At 44.3% G+C, this 16,550-nt stretch carries 18 protein-coding genes; 7 read left to right on the top strand and 11 right to left on the bottom strand.

Features of this window, described 5'->3' with window-relative positions:
* The first annotated feature begins 384 nt into the window (after positions 1-384).
* Both QL234_RS13660 and QL234_RS13655 read left to right on the top strand, forming a co-directional pair.
* Positions 385-732 carry a hypothetical protein gene (locus QL234_RS13660; RefSeq protein ID WP_281558385.1) on the top strand — a complete coding sequence of 116 codons (348 nt, stop codon included), beginning with the start codon at positions 385-387 and terminating at the stop codon, positions 730-732.
* The gene (locus tag QL234_RS13655; protein WP_281558384.1) at positions 729-899 is read left to right on the top strand and encodes a hypothetical protein; all 171 of its coding nucleotides are present in this window, start codon (positions 729-731) and stop codon (positions 897-899) included. Before QL234_RS13660 ends, QL234_RS13655 begins: the two co-directional genes overlap by 4 nt.
* Positions 900-1,040: 141 nt before the next feature.
* Here the strand turns inward: QL234_RS13655 and QL234_RS13650 are convergent, their stop codons facing one another.
* From QL234_RS13650 to QL234_RS13615, 8 genes are all read right to left on the bottom strand, one after another.
* Positions 1,041-1,538 (bottom strand): hypothetical protein, encoded by a 498-nt coding sequence (locus QL234_RS13650; RefSeq protein WP_281558383.1) that lies wholly within the window; start codon positions 1,536-1,538, stop codon positions 1,041-1,043.
* A 220-nt stretch (positions 1,539-1,758) separates the two neighbouring features.
* Positions 1,759-2,781, bottom strand: coding sequence for a DUF4062 domain-containing protein (locus QL234_RS13645; RefSeq protein ID WP_281558382.1), 1,023 nt, complete (start codon positions 2,779-2,781; stop codon positions 1,759-1,761).
* 163 nt (positions 2,782-2,944) lie between these two features.
* Positions 2,945-3,406: a hypothetical protein gene (locus tag QL234_RS13640; RefSeq protein ID WP_281558381.1), complete on the bottom strand. Its 462-nt coding sequence runs from the start codon at positions 3,404-3,406 to the stop codon at positions 2,945-2,947.
* A 332-nt stretch (positions 3,407-3,738) separates the two neighbouring features.
* Complete coding sequence (locus tag QL234_RS13635) at positions 3,739-5,076, bottom strand: DUF1302 family protein (RefSeq protein WP_281558380.1); 1,338 nt, start codon at positions 5,074-5,076, stop codon at positions 3,739-3,741.
* A 1-nt stretch (position 5,077) separates the two neighbouring features.
* On the bottom strand, positions 5,078-8,329 hold the full coding sequence (locus QL234_RS13630; RefSeq protein WP_281558379.1) for an outer membrane lipoprotein-sorting protein: 3,252 nt from the start codon (positions 8,327-8,329) through the stop codon (positions 5,078-5,080).
* Between the two features lie 8 nt (positions 8,330-8,337).
* Positions 8,338-8,997: a glutathione S-transferase family protein gene (locus QL234_RS13625; protein WP_281558378.1), complete on the bottom strand. Its 660-nt coding sequence runs from the start codon at positions 8,995-8,997 to the stop codon at positions 8,338-8,340.
* Positions 8,994-9,833, bottom strand: coding sequence for an SDR family NAD(P)-dependent oxidoreductase (locus QL234_RS13620; protein WP_281558377.1), 840 nt, complete (start codon positions 9,831-9,833; stop codon positions 8,994-8,996). The genes QL234_RS13625 and QL234_RS13620 overlap by 4 nt, the downstream gene beginning before the upstream one ends.
* A 69-nt stretch (positions 9,834-9,902) precedes the next feature.
* Positions 9,903-10,328: a MarR family winged helix-turn-helix transcriptional regulator gene (locus tag QL234_RS13615; protein ID WP_281558376.1), complete on the bottom strand. Its 426-nt coding sequence runs from the start codon at positions 10,326-10,328 to the stop codon at positions 9,903-9,905.
* 376 nt (positions 10,329-10,704) lie between these two features.
* Between QL234_RS13615 and QL234_RS13610 the strand changes: the two genes are divergently transcribed.
* The 4 genes from QL234_RS13610 to QL234_RS13595 all read left to right on the top strand — a co-directional run bounded on the left by QL234_RS13610 (position 10,705) and on the right by QL234_RS13595 (position 14,530).
* The gene (locus QL234_RS13610; protein ID WP_281558375.1) at positions 10,705-10,920 is read left to right on the top strand and encodes a hypothetical protein; all 216 of its coding nucleotides are present in this window, start codon (positions 10,705-10,707) and stop codon (positions 10,918-10,920) included.
* Between the two features lie 302 nt (positions 10,921-11,222).
* Positions 11,223-11,588: a response regulator transcription factor gene (locus QL234_RS13605; RefSeq protein ID WP_281558374.1), complete on the top strand. Its 366-nt coding sequence runs from the start codon at positions 11,223-11,225 to the stop codon at positions 11,586-11,588.
* A 229-nt stretch (positions 11,589-11,817) separates the two neighbouring features.
* Positions 11,818-13,857: a tetratricopeptide repeat protein gene (locus QL234_RS13600; protein ID WP_281558373.1), complete on the top strand. Its 2,040-nt coding sequence runs from the start codon at positions 11,818-11,820 to the stop codon at positions 13,855-13,857.
* A gap of 1 nt (position 13,858) precedes the next feature.
* Positions 13,859-14,530: a response regulator gene (locus QL234_RS13595; protein ID WP_281558372.1), complete on the top strand. Its 672-nt coding sequence runs from the start codon at positions 13,859-13,861 to the stop codon at positions 14,528-14,530.
* Between the two features lie 18 nt (positions 14,531-14,548).
* On the opposite strand, the gene QL234_RS13590 is transcribed toward QL234_RS13595, so the two are convergent.
* The 3 genes from QL234_RS13590 to QL234_RS13580 are packed head-to-tail and all read right to left on the bottom strand — an operon-like array spanning position 14,549 to position 15,690.
* Entirely contained in the window at positions 14,549-14,962 is a 414-nt protein-coding gene (locus tag QL234_RS13590) for a GFA family protein (RefSeq protein ID WP_281558371.1), read from the bottom strand.
* A gap of 6 nt (positions 14,963-14,968) precedes the next feature.
* Complete coding sequence (locus QL234_RS13585; protein WP_281558370.1) at positions 14,969-15,343, bottom strand: DUF4440 domain-containing protein; 375 nt, start codon at positions 15,341-15,343, stop codon at positions 14,969-14,971.
* Between the two features lie 32 nt (positions 15,344-15,375).
* On the bottom strand, positions 15,376-15,690 hold the full coding sequence (locus tag QL234_RS13580; RefSeq protein WP_281558369.1) for a hypothetical protein: 315 nt from the start codon (positions 15,688-15,690) through the stop codon (positions 15,376-15,378).
* Positions 15,691-15,852: 162 nt separating this feature from the next.
* Here QL234_RS13580 and QL234_RS13575 point away from each other — a divergent pair, with 162 nt between their 5' ends.
* On the top strand, positions 15,853-16,416 hold the full coding sequence (locus QL234_RS13575; RefSeq protein WP_281558368.1) for an AraC family transcriptional regulator: 564 nt from the start codon (positions 15,853-15,855) through the stop codon (positions 16,414-16,416).
* Positions 16,417-16,550 lie beyond the last annotated feature (134 nt).

Raw genomic sequence — 16,550 nt, 5'->3', positions numbered from 1 at the left:
GGTAAAGGTTCCGATGAGTCCTGCTTAAAACAAGCGGTGTTAGATTGGCACCATAAAAGCCTGCTTTATTCCTGCCGAACAAGCATTATCACGGCAATAATTCATACCTTTCTAACTTCTTCATTAATGGTTTTTATTCGATATTTTTCATGGTGTTGGAGCTTTTGTACAGCAGGCTATACAGTATCTGTAGTTAAGAACAACACTAAGTGCAAGCATCACCGGACTTATCCGGCATTTTCTACTATAAATGATGAGGTGATTTTAACCAGAGGAGGTATTTCAAGCGCAGCGACTTATTAATGAATAAACAACAAGCGCTACCCCTGAGTGCGACCAACACCCAGAGATAGCTAACCGAAATAGATACAAGAGGTATCCATTATGGCTAAACATAATGATATGCCAGAGTTAAACTCGGCTAAAGTTTTTTTAACAAATCTTTTTATAAAAGAGCACTTTAAGACCCCTCGCCACCACGCTTCTCAATCCTCCTTGCAAGGCCCTTTACAAGCTCCCTTACAACAGCTGTCCCGCTATTGTTTTGAAAAAATACAGTGGAAGGTGAAAAAGCTGCACGTAACAGCGCTGGACTATTTGGGCTTTGCCGCTGTGTTATCGGGGGATAGTGACATGAATGGCATCACTGTTTATGGTTTTAGACGCAATAGCGCTCGGCTCAAAGATGAGCTGATGAGCTTTGCTAAAAACGTACATAAACTCCCAGCATGAAAAAAATTGATATATTAACCGTGAGGGTAGATTCAGAGACAGGTGAGGCGATTCGCTCTTTAGCTCAAGCAGATGAAAGAAGTGTTGCCTGGGTTACCCGAAAACTGATCACCGAAGCACTTGAAGCCCGTAAACTTATAAAACCCCAGGATGATAAAAAGCACTAAACAGCTAAAAACTGATTTATACCAATAACAATTTTTTGGTAACGCTAGTTTTTGAGGGGCCGGAACTAGCGTTATTTTGCCGAAACCTGCTGATTTAGTTATAAAATGTGACAGCTTACGGAATCATGGTTTATGTTCTTGTTAGTCGGCATTGTTAGCCCAATCCAATGAAGGATCATAAATAATCACGCAAGGCTCATCTGAAAATGAATGACTTATCCACAGCTCCATATATTCAACTTCTTTACCATCAGTACAGCGAATATATATATTTGCTGAGTCAACGACACCCACTAATTGAGATGGATTCTGAGGCATACCTATGTGATCAATTTCACCTGCCCATGTAACATCCAATATTGCTCCTTGACGATCAAAAGCTTCAACTGAATGGATAAATGCTTTTCTTTTAGATTTGTTAAATAGAGCACACATCAGTACACAGCGCTCATGTTTTAATTTTTTTAACTCTGGATGTATTGGTGCGCCTAAGATTATGCGTTCGTCTGATTTCATTTCATTTTGGATTTTACGCGCTAATTTATAGCTAAAAAAAGCACATAAACCAGATAATATCGCTGCAAGAGCCGCCAAACTAGTAGCTAGCATAGTTGTTACTTGTAACGTTTCCGGGCTCATAACATGATACCTCGACTGATGACTAATGTTCGTTAGGGTCAGATTTTGAATGATGCATGCACGCATTTGCTAGTGCAAAAAAACAAGACCCTAAAAGACTCACGAGTGGAGTGATTTCCAATAATTTTGGAAATACCCCGTGATATTTCCCGCTAAGGCTAACGATAATTCTAGTTATTTGAAGGGAAGATAAGTTGGATTTTCCCTCGGGCTACCTTTGCTATGTGTACTCAACTTCATCACCATTAGCTTTTACAATTCGTGACTCTAGCATTTTTTGGGTTCCGTGTTCTGTCAGAGACCAGATTGCATCACCCACAGCAGGAACATCAACACTAATCAAACTTAACGCTAAAAACTGAATTCTAATAGTAAATAAATCTTGTTGGTTTATTACTAATTCAGATAAACCATCTACATCTTGATTTACTTTACTTAAATGCTTAGCCAAAAAACGATTTACTTCATCTTCGCGAGGTTTTCCAGCCACAAATGGTGAGAGCTTTGAGTAAATTTTGCTCCAAGTAATGGTTGTTGTCCAGTTACCGTATTCTGTTGGAGAGTAAATATTGAGAGCATTTAATTTATATGTGCCTTTCAAACTTATAGAACTTTCCCAATCAGCAAGCTCTGATATATCTATTTGAGAACTACCAACACTTAATTGTTTCAGGTTTTCTTTTAGTTCTTCATTATGTTTTCTTAACTCATTAATTTCTGCAAGTAACTCTGGAGAAGCTGTAGAATCGGCCCTTACCCATCCAACAGAAGGGTACATTTTTATAGTTTTATTCAAGCTTAGTGCGACTTCACCGGGTAATTGTGAAGCTTCTTTCCAAAAACGTACTAGCCTATTTGTACTAACTTTTTTTATAAAACTCTGTAATTTTTCATAGCCTTCAGGCTCAAGTTCTGTTTTATCACGAGGTAAGGTGTTTGGCTCTTGATGAAGTAATGCAATAACTTTAATACCTTTGCTAACAGCATAATCAAATTCTTTTTCGGTATAACTCAATCCATCTTCTGCTTTAGAACCGTATCTCCCTCCTATGATTAATAGGTAGTAATCACAATCGTCAATTACTCGTTTAATGAACTCCCATTGTTCTTCATCAGCTGCTGGAAATAGTTCCATGCCTGCTGGTATGCAATCCATTTCCATCAATGTTTGCAGCACTTTTTGTCTTTCTTCTTGTAAATCAACGTAGGTTGAACTTACAAAGACTTGATAACGTTTATCCATAGTAACCTTAAGTGGAGAATTGTAGCTTGTTATATCATTTGTTAAACATTGCTAAGGAAAATATTAATTAGTATTGTTGCTAGATGGTACGCATAACGCCTCACAATACAGAGCCTCGGAGTGGTGAATCCCAACAGTCAAAGGTTGCGATTGGTGTGCTTTGTTAGCAGTGAGTTGGCTCAAAAAATACCACCTTTGTAATGAAATCCAGAGAAACGAAACCTTTATACCCTATTTCTATATACGGCACTATTTGTTGAGAGTAAGCTTCTTCATCTTCCCATCTCGTCCAGGGTATTAACTTGCTAAATAAATTTTGCGAAAGAAATAGAACTGCGATTCCATTTGTATGGTTCATAATCTGAGTTGGCCGGCACTTGGGAGCGAATTTATTCCACCGTCTACTACCGTGCTCTCGATAATCAAAAAATGAAACACAATCTCGCAACCTAAAAAATCCTGTTTCAGTATTGCCAAATTTGGACTTTACAGATAAATCTGAATTTGGCTTAAGTCCGTCACTTTCATTAATAGAGTCCATGTTAACAATAGGTGTAACATGAAATACAGAGCCAATAAGTTTTTCTTCTAATTCTTTTTCTGATGAAACTTTTATGAACTCCATAGATAAAACCCTCTTGAACTGCTAACAGCTTATTATGTAGGCGTCTTAGTAATCCCTGCTATATTTGATTCGACATAATACCCCACATTTTCAATATATTAAAAATAATTAAGTATGACTATTTAGTAAGTTAATGAAAGATTAATGAGAAGTCTTAGTAATTCGCTTTATATAAAAGGTGACTATTTACAGTAAAATCAAATTGTTGAATGACTTATGGAGTGTTTTAGTGGCTTTAGTTACGTGCCTTTAGAAAATAAACTATTTCCCTTTCGGTCAGTTAAGCTTGGTAAAGTTCAGAGCCGGGGAAGTCCCGGCTCTGATCCCTAACTTTAAAACCCCCATTCAAACCCGATGGTAAACCTGTCGGTATCTTTAAACTGCCCCAGCAAGCCCGCTTCATTGCCATAAAAAATATCAGCACCCAGATAGAGCTTGATATTACTCTCCAGCATATAACTAAGCTTGGTTTGCACCGAGCCGTCATCCAGTTCCAAACCATGCAAAACCAGGGTTTCAAACTCCCAGGTTTCATTTTCAAAAGTCTGGGTATACATAAACGACAAGGTATGATCATTTTGCCCCCTGATAAGGCCGGGCTCATCGTCGAGTAAATAACTTTGGAACCACTGCACACTTATCATGGCATCTGTTAACCCTTGCCAGTCCAGCCCTATTACCGAGGATATATCGGCGGAGTTATGTATGCCTTGCTGCCGGGCATAAGCTGCAGCTGTTGGCTTAAGCAAATGATAGCTGTCACTGCTATAACCGACTTCCGTGCGCAGGGTAAAATCTCCGAAAGCTTTACTGGCGGTGGCGCCGAGCAAGTGGCTGCGTTGATATTTGGCTTCTATATATACCTGGTTTTGTTCTATGCGCTGGTAATTTACCGGCGAGTCCAGGTAGTGATAAAAGTAGTTAAAGATCAGATCCCAGCCGTGATAAAACATCGAGTACCTTAAGCCTAAATCACTGTCCTTAATCGGGGATGAGGGCTTGTTGTGCCGGTAGCCGCCAAAGGTTATGCCTTGGGCTTGTAAAGCCGATACTTGCGGCGCCAGCAGCGGCGTGGTCAGCTGATAAACACTGCCGTCAACGGCAAATTCGTTATAGCTGAGATCCGGTATCCATAACAGCTGTAAACTGTTTTCATCACCTATGGGAAGCTCAATATTGGCCATCCACAGGGGAATGCGCGAGTCTTCAAAGTCATCGAGAATAAATTCCCGGTAACTTTGCGGGTTCACCACATCCAGCACCTTGAGGCCGTCTGCCTGGCCCCATACCACTTGTTGTTTGCCGATGCGCCAGTAGCTGCCGGCGACTTCGGTATCAAAAAACCATTCGCGTATGCTGATATCGCCATGTTCTGATGTCAGCACCGGGCCGTTAGCTTCGCCATAGTTATCGCCGCGGTCATCATCCGGGCCTAACTTGTCTAAACCGTCAAAACGTACACGGCCGATAAAGGTCATGTCCAGGTTATCCGTTAAGCTGGTGTTCCATTGGGGTTCAAACAAAGTTTCGAATTTTTGCCCGCGGCCCTTGTTATCCACCGCCCATTCCTGCTCATAAATAGCACTATATTCGGCAAAGGCTAACGGGCTGTTTGCCAGTTGGCTTAGCGTCAACAAGGGCAGGGCGACAAGTTTGCATAAGGATTTCATGTTATTTACCCTGCTTCATAGCGCGCTTGCTAAACAGTTGATCTTTAACCTTACTTTTGTAATCAACATTGCTAAAGGTAAAGACCGTCTGATGGCCGGTTTTGCTGTTATCTATGGTTAATACATGCCGGGTTAAAATGCCGTCTATCGGGCGGATATCTGTCATGGTCAGGGTTTTCAGTAACTTACCTTTAAGACCCCAATATTTGCCCTTAACGATCAGCCAGGTGTTGGTGTCTACCCAAAACTCGGTGCGGCTGTAACCTAGTTCTTTGGCGATTTCCCTGGTTTTCGGGGTGCCTTTCATCAGGTAGGTCTGATAACTGGTGCCGTCGTCCAGTGTTAATGGCTCGCTGTTAAGCACAATAAAGTCAAGATCCCTTTTTTCCAGTTTGCCTTCGAGCTTCATGTCTTCATAGGTAAAGTCTGTACCTAAGAAGTAGTCGCCGCGATCCGAGGCGGAAATTCTCCTGACCTTACGCAGGGCAGGTAGATATAACCATTGGTCGTCGTCCTTATCTGTGTTGAGGTAATCAAAGGTTAAAAACGAGGTGCCTTTGACATTGCTGGGTTTTTTATAAAACAGCATGGTACGCTTTTCGCCATCGTAATATTTACGGAAGGTTTTGGTTTCCCGCACCCGGGTTTTACCCCTTTTGTCTGTTAAGGTCATGGTCAGATCCCGGCTGACAAATTCGCCGTCATCTACCGCGTTGACTTTATCGACTATGGTTATGGCGTCGATGGCGCTATTATCGGGCGGGGTAGCAGCATACACCTTTTGGTTAATTGCCAGGCCGCCTAAACTGGCCACTACTAAGATCACACTGGTTAAACGTAGCCATTTTCTGGTCATCACTTTTTCTCCGCTGATTGCTGAATCACTTGTCTGGTTAAGGTCTTGGCTCACTCCCTGGGAGATGAAGCCGGGTTTTAGTACTTTGATAAGGGCCGGTAACAGGCTCAAGCTGGCCAGGAAGCTGGTGGTTACCGAGATCACGACAATAGTGCCGAAGTTGGTGAGCGGTACTACCTTGCTGGAAATCAATACGCCAAAACCCAGGGCGATGGCCAAGTAGTTAAGGAACAGTGCCCGGCCGGTGCTTGGATATAGACGTCTGAGACTTTCATCCCAATCGCCCCAGGTTTGCCGGTATAAATGCTTTAACCTGTCTATGGTGTGGATGGCAAAGTCCACTCCTAAACCTATGGCCACAGAGGCAAACATGGAGGTGCCTATGCCGAGTTCTATATCAAGCAACACCATAGTGGCGTATACCAGTAAAATAGAGCTCACCACCGGGATAATGGCGAATAGCCCGGCAGAGAGGGAGCCGAACAATAATGACGATACCGCCCAGACTAAAAATAATGAGATCGCCAGGCCGACAAAATGACTTTCACCCAAGTCTTTTATCCAGTGATAATTCACTGTTACCCGGCCGCTGATGGTTGCTGTTAATTCCGGGGTGTTGAAATGCTTTTCTATATAGCTTTCAAGTTGTTCTACTACGTCTTTGGTGTCCTGGTAGCTGCCTTTATTCAGATTCAGACGGATATTGGCAATGCGGTAATCGTAATCCACTTCTTCTTCAAAATCGGTTGGATCTGATGATGCCGAGTAGATTAAAAAGTATTGGGCGATCAGTTCATTATCCTGCGGCAAACGGTACTCGGCTTTGTCACCGCCGTTTAATGAACGGTTCATTTGCTTCAGGTAGTCAATAATGGAGGTGGCGCCCTGAACATTAGGCAAGGTTAAGGTGTAATCCTGCAAGGCCTGCATTTTTTGTAAATTAGCTACCTCGAATAAACCTTCGCTGTCGGCGGCTTCGACAACAATGTCGAGATTGTAGGTGCCGTTTAGAAATTTATTAATCGCCTGATCTGCCTGGTATAAAGGTTCGCTGGTATGGAAAGTGGCAATCCTGTCTTCATCTACCGTGAGCGATGTGGCGGCAAAAATGCCACAGAAAATAATGATCACGAAAAAGGCGATGACCGTTTTGGCATGACCCAGGGTCAGTTTACCCAGTACCACCATAAGCCGGGCGAATTTATCCAGTTGCTTCGCTTTTGCCAGTTTGATCATGCCTTTACTGGCAGAAGGTTTAATCAGGGCCAGGGCTGCCGGCAGGAACACCAGTGAATAAAGCCAGGCAATGCCTACGCCTACCGCGGTGAATAAACCGAAGTATTTAAACGGCGGCATATAGGCGGCAAAATACAGGCCGATAAAACCGGCAACAGTGGTCAAGGTGGTTAAGGTGATCGGACGCCACATTTCCACCAGGGTGTCGACCACAATGGCTTTTTTATCCCGCTCAGGAGATTTGGCCTGCAGCTCGAAATAATGGCTGTAGATATGGATGGAGTCGGCAACGGAAATGCCGATCAAAATTACCGGCAGGGCGTTGGTGATAACAAAGAAAGCGACATCGTTTAACGCCATAATGCTTAAGGTCATCAACACAGAAGCGGCGATAATGACATTGGATAATATACCTGGGCTAACGCGGCGAAAGGCCAATAAGATAATCAGGGTGATGATCACCCCCGCCAGCGGGTTTAACCGCTGGGCATCGGCGTCGATATAACTGCCGAGATATCCGGCAATGGCCCCTTCACCGGCCACATGAATGTCATCATCGCTGCTTTTCGGCGCTTTGGCTACCAGCGTCAGTATTTGCTGGTAGGTGTCTTCTACTTGCGACTCGTCGTTGAGTTCGGCGACGATCAGCGTTGCCTGGCGGTTTTTCGCCACCAGGTTGCCCATATAAAGCGGGAAGTCGGATACCTGCTGCCAGATATTTTCGGCAATTTCCTGAGTTTCGGGAAATTCATCGAAGAAAGGGTCAACATCCATGCCTTCGGCGGAACCGGTGATATTGTTTTCTGTTGCCAGACTGGTGACGCGATCGGCATTGATATTCTCCAGTGCGGAGATCTCTTCCGTTAACCAATTCACCAGGTTTAATGAGCCGGGATTAAATACCCCGAGCTTTGACTCATTGATCACTGCTACCACTATCGGGTCGCTTAAGCCAAACTGGGCCTTGACCTTATCCCGGTATACCAGCGCCGGATTATCTTCTGCCAGAAAGGCATCCGCACGGGTATCCTTATATAACTTAGGCAAGGCGCTAAACAGGGCCAGCATCAACAACAGGCTGAGTACGGCATAGCTCTTAGGGTATTGCACGATATTGTTTGCCAGTATCGCGGCAAATGATGTTTGCTTATCGGTTTTCATAAGTCACCTTATGCATATGCATGTTTTGTGTCTAAAATTTCAGTCAGTGTTTGCCGGGTTTTCTGCCACCAGGAGTGAGCGGCCAGCTGTTCAAGCCAATGGCGTACCTGGGGATAAGACTCCAGCGGTATTTGCGCTTCTTCGGCCAATATCAGGTTGCTGCCGATAGCGATATCGGCCAGGGTGAATGAATCTGCCACTAGAGTCTGCTTCCCGGTCAGGGCAAGTTCTAAGCGGGCCATGGCTTTATCAAAATCGGCCAACGCTTGCGGCGTTAGCTGTTCATGGGCGGTAAAGCCCCAATGGGGCAATATCACACGGCGGTGGGCAAAAGGGCCAACAGCTTTTTGCCAGTCACTTACCTGCCATAACAGCCATTTCAGCACCCGGGCCTGATGGAGCACTTCTTTTGGCCACAGAGAGGATTGGTGTTTATTCGCCAGGTATTGCAAGATGGCATTGGACTCGGTCAGCACCTGGTTGCCGTCTATCAATACCGGCACTTTGCCGTCGGGATTTATCTCCAGAAACCTTCTGGTAAGGTGTTCCCCCTGTGGCAGGGCGATATGCTGGTAATTAACTTCAATTTCCAGGGCATGACAGAGCAGCTGTACCTTGATACTGTTAACGGTCAGGGGGTTGTAATAAAGGGTTAAATCCGTGTTCATGCCTGCTTCTCCTTGGGTTGTGTTTTGTTTAGCTTGTTGCTGAGCACCTGTTTAAATACTTTGCCGAAGGCGGTGGTGTTGATACGGCGCGTTTGCAGGTATTTGCCGCTATAGAATAAAAATTTGTTGATAAAGCCGGGTATGATGATGCGCTGTTTGCCCAGTTTCTCTAAGGTGTAGCAGGCAACAAACATAGCTTCCATCGGCTTGATCGGGGTATTGTCGAAGTTCATGTCTGAAGCCAGGTTGGTATCGGTAAATCCCGGGGCGGCAATGGCAATATCAACCCCTTTATCCTGCACTTCAGCCGCAAGTCCTTCGGCAAAAGTGAGCAGATAAGCTTTGGTTGCGGCGTAATTGCTGATCAGAGGTACCCCCTGGAAGGCGACGATGGATGACAGGAATAAAATCCTGCCGCCGCCGTTTTCTGCCATTTTCCTGGCAAAATGATGGCTGAGCAGCATGGGCGCCGAGCAGTTTAAGGCAATAGAGCTAAGCATATCCGCGGTATTGAGCTTTAAAAACTCGCCGGATTCTTCTTTGCCGGCATTATTGATCAGCAGCTCTACCGACATACCCTCAGTTTCATTGATCACATGCTCTACCCCTTGGGAAGTGGACAGATCCGCGGCAATAACTTTTACCGCTATGCCATAACGCTTGGATAATTCTTCGCTGATCTCATGGAGTTTTCCCCTGTTGCGGGCCACCAAAATAAGCGACTGCTTGCTTTGGGCCAATTCCCAGGCATAGGCCAGGCCGATACCGCTGGAAGCGCCGGTGATCAGTGCCCAGCGGTGTTTGCTTTTGTTACCCTTGTTATTTATTTGCGTCATGGTCTTACTCACTTATGTTGCTCTTACTAAATGTTGTATGTATATGCATGCTTTTATGCAAAAGGAAACTTAGGTTCCTGCCAAAGCCTTAACAAAGCTGTCGGATAAGGTGAGGATTTTTTCTACCTCGGTTTTTCCCAGTTTATGAACGATATCCTGCTGAGCCTTCTCCCAAACGGGCAGGGCGCTTTGGTATAGGGTTTCACCTTGTGGTGTCAAACTGATGAGTTTTATCCTGGCATCATTGTCATCTGCTTGCAGACGCAGGTAGCCGTCACGGAACAGGGGTTTAAGATTACGTGATAATGTTGTTTGATCTATGGCTAAAATACCCTGTAACTCTTTGTTAGAGGTTTGCTTTTTAAAATTTACCGCCCGTAAAATGGAGAATTGTCCAGACTTTAATCCCAGTGTGCTTAACCTTTCTTCATAGAATTTGGTAATAAGTCGGCTGGACTTGCGCATGGCTAAATTAAAGCACATTTCAATTTCCATCGGTTTCTCCGGGTGATTAATGTTTCGAGTCTTTTTAATTGTATGTATATGCATGCTTGTTTGTCAATACCGGTTGTGAAATCTGTGCCGTTTACCAGAAAACGGTCATATTTGATCTAATGGGGGTTTAGATACAGGTACTTATTTTTTATTATTGGTGGTGTAAATGGTGTGTTAAATTTATGTTTTTATCGTGTTTGTTTTTGCTTGTCTTAAAATAAATTAAATGGTAAGTTTTTTATAGGAAGAAAATTGCAGTCTCTTCTTGAAGTTATTGAATTATAAGGTAATGAATTCAAACGTACACTTTAATCATTTAACTAAAATAATATGAATAAGGACTGTTATGAAAACTAAAACGATATTGTTGACCGCTGTGATCGCAGCAACTACCTCATTTGCTTCTTTGGCTGCTACCCACCAGACGGTATGGGGCAGCAGTGCCTGGGGCTCTACCTATGGTGAAGCTTACAACGGGGCATACGCGAATATTACTGCCAAGTATCCGGGCGTACATGAGATCCAAATGCAATGTATTGATATGTCCGGTGGTTGGTGGAAGTGCGCAGCGCGTGGCGTTATCGACGTTTAATGGTTGAAATTTTTTTTAACTGTCAGGTATTACTTAATTTGTTCAGTTAAAAAAGTTAAAACCAAAACACCACCCATAGTCTGAAACCTTATACTGTCATTTTGGTTATGGGTGGTGCCTTATTGCTTAAATCCCGTTACCCCTCCCTTGAGTTTTAACTTGTTTGGCTGTAAACCCTTGGTCATAGCCAGCTGATTTCTTAAAAAGTGCAAGAAAATTCCCCATATCCATATTCACTCCATATTTGGGGGCACTAATAAAGGGATTACTAAGGTAAATTGAAAATTAAGCGTGATAACTAAATGCAAAAAATAATGCTTGTGGAAGATAACCGGGAAATTTCCGGGCCGCTAATCAACCTGTTGACGGTGAAGGGGTTTATGACTTCACTTTGTGAATGTGGCGATCTGGCTGTTGGTGAGGTAAAGCAATTTCAGCCGGATTTGCTGTTGCTGGATGTCAAACTCCCCGGACTTGATGGTTTTGAGATTTGTCAAAAGGTTCGGCAATTCTCGCAAATCCCTGTTATTTTCATGTCGGCGGTGGTCAGTACCGAGATGCATATTAAGGCTTTTAAACTCGGGGCCGATGACTTTTTGGATAAACCTTTTTGTATGTCGGAATTGCTGCTGCGAATTAATGCCGTGTTAAAAAGAAGTATGGATTAGCAGGAAAAAGTATTTGTGAATTAACCGATCAATGTTTTAATACGCCCTAGTGGATAAACGGTACATACAAATCTTGTTAGCTTGTGTGTTTTACCCGTTTATCTTAAGGGATCGTCATCGCCATAAGGAAGTAACAGGCAGTTTACCTATCATGACTCATTATCTTAAGTTCCTATTTTTCATTGTTTTATTTACCCTGAGTCAAGCCGTTTTGGCCGTATCGCAACAGATGGTTGCATTGGAAGAGCGTCTTAAAAGCTTGACCGGGCAGGACAGAATTCCTGTGCTGATTGAATTAAGCGGTTATTACGTTGAAGAAGACCCCGAAAAGGCGAGTGTCTTGGCAGAGGAAACACGGCAATTGCTTAGCCGTTATCCAAATAACTCACAATCATTACTGATCAACCATCATCTGGCGAATGCTTATTTTAACTTAGGGAAAGTTGAACAGGCTGCGGCGCTGGTGATTGAAAATGAAAAGCTGGCGCTGGAAAAAGGTAATCTCGATGAAAAAGCCACGGCAGCCAAAGACATCGCCTATTCGATCATGAATAAAGAGGGCAATTACCTCAAGGCGATTGCTTATTTTCAGCAGGCATTAACAGACTACCGAGAGCTCAAGCACTCTTATGAAATAGGTGTGACTTTGAGTGATATCGGGTTAATGTATTATTACAACGGCGATTATGATCAGGCGCTATCCTACTATAACCAAGCGCTGGAGCAGGGAGGTTATATCCAAAAGATTGAAGCCACCCGTACCTTTAGCGATATTGCCCAGGTGTATATGCATTATGGCCGTTATCATGAAGCCATTCCCCACTATAATAAAGCCCTGGCTCACGCCCGCAAATTTGACCAGGCTACCTGGGTCGCAGAGCAACTGCTTAACGCCAGTGTTGCCTATTTGATGGATAAAAATAACGATAAAGCCATTGTCTACCTGAACGAGGCATTGCCTTTAGAAAAAACCATTGGCAATCAGCATAATTTATTTTTTATCAACAAACGCCTGGGGGAAGCATATCGCAGTAAGGAAGAATACTCACGCGCACTGGAATATCATCGTAAGGCGCTTGCCCTGGCAACCGAGATGGACAGCAAGGCGCTGATTATCCAGAGTCAAATCGATTTGGGTATTATTCACTCCTGGCTGGAGCAGTATGAAGACTCGATGGAGAACTTTCAAAAAGCGTTAACCATGGCGGTTGAGATTGATCATCTGGATATGAAAGCTGAAGCCCATAAAAATGTCTCCAACCTTTATAAGCAATTAAATAATCATGAAAAAGCTTATGAGCACCTGGCGGAACATCATAAATTCAAAGCAGAGCAGGCGGCGCAAAACCATCAGGATCAAGTCAGTGAGTTATCCGATACCTTTAAAACCGAGCAAATCGTCAATGAGTTTAAACTGCTGACCCACCAGGAAGAGCTGGCGCAATTAAAGTTTCAACATCAGCGTAATTATGCCCTGGTCGCTTTTGTGCTGCTGGTGCTGTTGGTGACTTTCTTTATTTACCGGCAAAACAAAAAGCGGCAGCTGGTGATCCAGCGCTCGCAAATGATGGCGGAGTTGGTGGAAAAGAAAAACCAGTTGCTGGCGGATGTTTCTCATGAGCTGCGTACGCCGCTGACGGTGCTGCAGTTAAAGGTTGAAGCACTGCAGCATAACCTGGTCAGGGACGTGAACGCTTCTTATGACGGCTTAATTATAAAAATCGGGGAAATTAATCGCCTGATCAGTGATATTTACCAGGTGGCGCAATCGGATATCGGTGCGCTGAAGCTGGACTTGGCCGAGTATAATTGCCTGTCGACGTTAACTTCGTGGACGCAGGAGTTGGAAGAGACGGTAACAGCCAAAGGTTATAAATGGTCGCAAAGCATTGATATCCCCGATGATATAAGCATTTCCTTTGATCAGGGCAAGATCAAGCAAGTGATTAGTAATCTGATTGATAACAGCATGACCTATACCGATTTGCCCGGGCAGATTGTCTTTGACACCCGGGTGAGAAATGATCGGTTAGATATTCGCATCCAGGACAGTGCTCCCGGGGTTTGTAAGCAAGAATTGCCGCTTATTTTTGAGCGTTTATACCGGGTGGAGGCGTCTCGCAGCCGGGCCACGGGAGGATCCGGATTAGGTCTTTCCATTTGTAAAAGTATTATTGAAGCACACAGGGGAACAATTATGTCTTCACAAAGCCACTATAAAGGATTAGCCATCACCATTCACCTTCCATTGAGCCAGGCGGAGTCGTAGCATGGCCGATATTCTTATTGTTGAAGATGATCTGGAAATTGCTGAAAATGTCGCGCTGTTTTTACAGGCCAGTAACTTTACTACCCGGCATCTGGAAACCGGTGAACATGTGGTTGAAACCGTCAGGGAAAATGAGCCGGATCTCATTTTACTGGACTTGATGCTGCCGGTTATGGATGGTTTGGAATGCTGCAAACAAATCAGAACCTTCTCGGAGGTGCCTATCGTGATGTTGACAGCCAAAACCCAGGAGATCAGCCGCTTGATCGGGCTTGAGGCCGGGGCCGATGATTATATTTGTAAACCTTTCAGCGCGCCCGAGCTGGTATTGCGAATAAAAGCGATTTTAAAGCGTACCCAAAAACATAAGGCCCCTGTGGTTGAGGAAGGCTTATTGTTGAATATGGACAGTTTCCGGCTTAGTTACCGGGGGCAAAGCACGGAATTGACGCACCTGGAGTTTAATTTATTTTCCCTGTTATACCAGCACCCCCAGCGTATTTATTCCCGGGCACAAATTCTGGATTTAGCCTATCCGGATATGCGGGATATTTCTGATCGCGCTATCGACAGCCATGTGAAAAACATTCGCTTGAAAGCGAAAAAAATCGGTCTGGAAACCAATATTATCGAGTCTGTTTATGGTGCCGGTTACCGTTATGTGAAGCCTTAAATCTTGCCTTGGGGTTTTCTATTCTTCCGGATAGGTTAGGTGTTGAGGCAGATCGTCATTGATGCAACACCAGCCTACTTTGGATTGGGTCCAGATATGTTGCTCGGGAGCGGGCAGCTTGTCGCTGTCGAGTACCCCCAGGGGAATGGCGATCATCTGCGGGTATTCAATCGATTCAAACCACAAGGGGGAACCGCAGTTTAAACAAAAACAGCGAATACCCCGTCCGGAATTAAATTTGCCTATTTCGCTGTTTGATGTCGTGATGGTTAAGTTTGCCGTTTCTGCCATGCCCCAGGCTGCAGGGGAGGTGCCGGCAAATTTCCGGCAATGGCTGCAGTGACAGTAGCGCACTGCCGTGATACCGCCACTGAGCTTGAAATCGATGGAGCGACATAAACAAGAGCCCCGGAGCAAATCCTGGTTTTTCATTAGGTATTATTCATCATCAAACGGCGGGCAAAGGGTGCCCTGGTGAAACAGCATCTGCCAGTTGTCTTCTTTAAGCTGCCATAAAGTGCTGCGCAGGGAATAGCTGGTTTGCGCTGCGCCTGCCTTGAGCATAGTGGCTTTATAAAGCAGCTGCACCAGGTTGTCGCTGAGTTGGCGTAATTCAAAATCTTGGGCCGAGAAGGTTGGCGGTGTTTCCTGTGGTAAACGGCTAAGCACTTCATCTTTACCGAAACTTCTGCCGGAGCCGCCAATTTCCAGGAAATCATCACTGATCAGGCGGTCCAGAGCAGATGGCGAGCGCCTGACTTCAGGTTTAAGCAAATCCATTTCAAGGGTGATGATCTCATCCTGTAAACTCACGGCGATTTCTCCTTTCATTGAAGATAAGTCAATTAGATATCAATAATTTCTGCGATTTCTATACTACCACCGCTGGCTAAAATCGGGCAAGCTTTGGCCTGGTCGCAGGCCTCTTCTATGCTGGCTGCCGCGATTATGCTGTAGCCGCTGGCGGGATTACTGCCGCCATTGTTGACGATACTGCCGTCACTGTTGACGGTTGTCGATAATCCCACCGGGTTACCGCTGTCAATCACCGCATCTCCCATAGAGGTAAACCAGTCCCGCCATGCCTGGATAACGCTTTCAAGCTCTGCCGGATCTGAAGTTTTGTTGCCGCCGTGGTATACAAAAAGATAATTCGCCATGTTGATGTCCTTTTTATTTGCTGCTGGTCAGTTGCTATTAAAAAATAGTGTAAATTTTACCGATCAGCGAATGCAGATATTGTCACTTTAGTGAAAAAATATTAATCTGCGGTTTTATGGTTAAGGATTTACTTCCCGGATTTTTATAGATAAGCAATTGAAATGAAGCTCTTTATTAAAAACATGGTGTGCGGGCGCTGTAAGTTTGTGGTTGAAAATGAACTCAAGGCGCTTGATATAACCCCTTTGTCGGTGAGCCTGGGAGAAGTTGATTTTGGTAATGCCACACCGGGACCTGAGCAAGTTGAAATTTTTCGAACCCGCCTGGAAGCCTTGGGTTTTGAGCTGATCAACGATAAAAAAGGCCGGTTAATCGAGCAGACCAAAAAACATGTGATCGCCCTGGTGCAGCAGCCGATGGGGGAAAAGGTTAAATTATCCCGCTTCTTGTCCGAGCATATTTTTAAAGACTACAACTATTTAAGTAACCTGTTTTCTTCGGTGGAAGGGATCACCATAGAGCAGTTTTATATTCAGCAAAAAATAGAGAAAGTGAAAGAGCTGCTGGTTTATGACGAACTCTCCCTCACCGAAATTGCCTTTCGCCTTGATTACTCCAGTGTTGCCCATCTGAGCAACCAATTTAAAAAAATCACCGGGTTAACCCCCAGTGATTTTAAGGCCAATTGCGGTTCACATGCCCGAAAAGCGATTGATGAGCTATAAGCTGTAAATCCTGTAACAGATAGCTGAAATCTTGTAACGGTTTTTTCCCTGAACTGTTTCATACTGCTGTTATTACTATTTTATGAGCAGCAGTTGATGGTTTTTTCTCTTTATTTATTCCAAGACATTCTCTT

This window comes from Thalassomonas sp. RHCl1 (assembly GCF_947387555.1).
Lineage (GTDB): Bacteria > Pseudomonadota > Gammaproteobacteria > Enterobacterales > Alteromonadaceae > Thalassomonas.
Note: the sequence above shows the minus strand (reverse complement) of the source record. Positions and strands in the feature narration are given on the sequence as shown.